Source organism: Mycobacterium arosiense ATCC BAA-1401 = DSM 45069 (assembly GCF_002086125.1).
In the GTDB taxonomy this organism is placed as follows: domain Bacteria; phylum Actinomycetota; class Actinomycetes; order Mycobacteriales; family Mycobacteriaceae; genus Mycobacterium; species Mycobacterium arosiense.
Window position 1 is genome coordinate 1 of sequence record NZ_MVHG01000195.1, and the last position, 1,464, is coordinate 1,464.

Below are 1,464 nucleotides of genomic sequence, written 5' to 3' on the forward strand. Positions count from 1 at the left end.
GTGCGCTAACCGGTTGGCCGCCTCGTCGAGTTCCCGATACGTCCACGACCGGTCCTCAAACGTCAGCGCCACCGCATCCGGGGTGCGGGCCGCCTGCGCATCAAACAATTCCGGAACCGACACCGGGGCCACCGACTGGCTCAAGACCGCGCGGTTACCCCACTCATCGAGCAGATCGTGTTCATCAGCGGCCAACACATCCACCGACGACAGCCGCCGCTGCGGGTCAGCCGCCATCGCCACCAACACCCGCTGCAACCGGGCGATCAGCGCCTCGATGGTGGCCGCATCGAACACGTCGGTGCGGTATTCCGCCGTCACCGCGATACCGGCGGGCTCACCGGCCGGGGTCCACTGTTCGGCCAGGGTGAACGTCAAATCCATGCGGGCGGTGTGGGTGTGCAACGGCATGGGGGTGACCTGCAGATCACCCAGGGCCAACCCGCCCGCGGGCGACGTAACCTCGCCGGGGAAGTTCTCCCAACCCAGCAGCACCTGGATCAGCGGATGATGAGCCAGGCTGCGGGTGGGGTTGAGCCGTTCCACCAGCAGCTCGAAGGGCACGTCTTGGTGCTCGAAGGCGGCCAGGCTGCGCCGGCGCACCTGGGCCAGCAGGTCGGCGAACGTCGGATTCCCGGCCACATCGACGCGCAGCACCAAGGTGTTGACGAAAAACCCGATCAGCTCGTCGAGTACGGGGTCGGGGCGTCCGGCGATCGGGAAGCCCACCGCGACATCATCACTGGCACTGATCGTGGACAGCACCGCGGCGAACGCCGCCTGGATCACCATGAAGGGGGTCGCGTTGTGCTCGCGGGCCACCCGCTGCACCTGCTGCTGCAGCTCGGCGGACCAGTCCGCCGCCAGCCGGGCGCCGCGGTGGTCGGCCACCTGCGGGTAGGGCCGGTCGGTGGGCAGCTGCAGGCGTTCGGGCAGCCCGGCCAATTCCTCGGTCCAGTAGTCGAGCTGGGCGGCGATGCGGCTGTCGCTGTCGTCCACCTCGCCCAGATACGCGCGCTGCCACAGCGTGTAGTCGGCGTACTGCACCGCGGGCGGCGCCCAATCGGGGGCCCGGCCCGCGCACCGACTCGCATATGCCACCCCCAGATCACGCGCGAAGGGGGTGATCGACCAGCCGTCGGCGGCGATGTGATGCACCGCGACCACCAGCATGTGTTCGTCGTCGCTGACGGTGAAAAGCTCTGTATGCAGCGGGCTTTCGCTGGCCAGGTCGAACGCGTACTGGGCCGCGGCGGTCATGCGCTCACCTAGCCGGTCTTGCGGCCAGCCGCGGGCGTCGATCACCTCGCAGGCAAAGCCGATCCGCTCGGCGGGAACCACCACCTGCTGCGGAACTCCATCGGCCGAGGTAAACACCGTGCGCAGGCTTTCGTGGCGGCCCACCACATCGGTCAACGCCGCGCCCAGCGCACCGGCATCGAGTTGACCGCGCAGCCGCAACGC

The 1,464-nt window shown here is 68.9% G+C and carries 1 protein-coding gene; it reads right to left on the reverse strand.

What is annotated here, in order from left to right:
- A partial coding sequence (locus BST14_RS28030; RefSeq protein ID WP_142279671.1) for a condensation domain-containing protein occupies window positions 1–1,464 on the reverse strand: 1,464 nt, incomplete at both ends.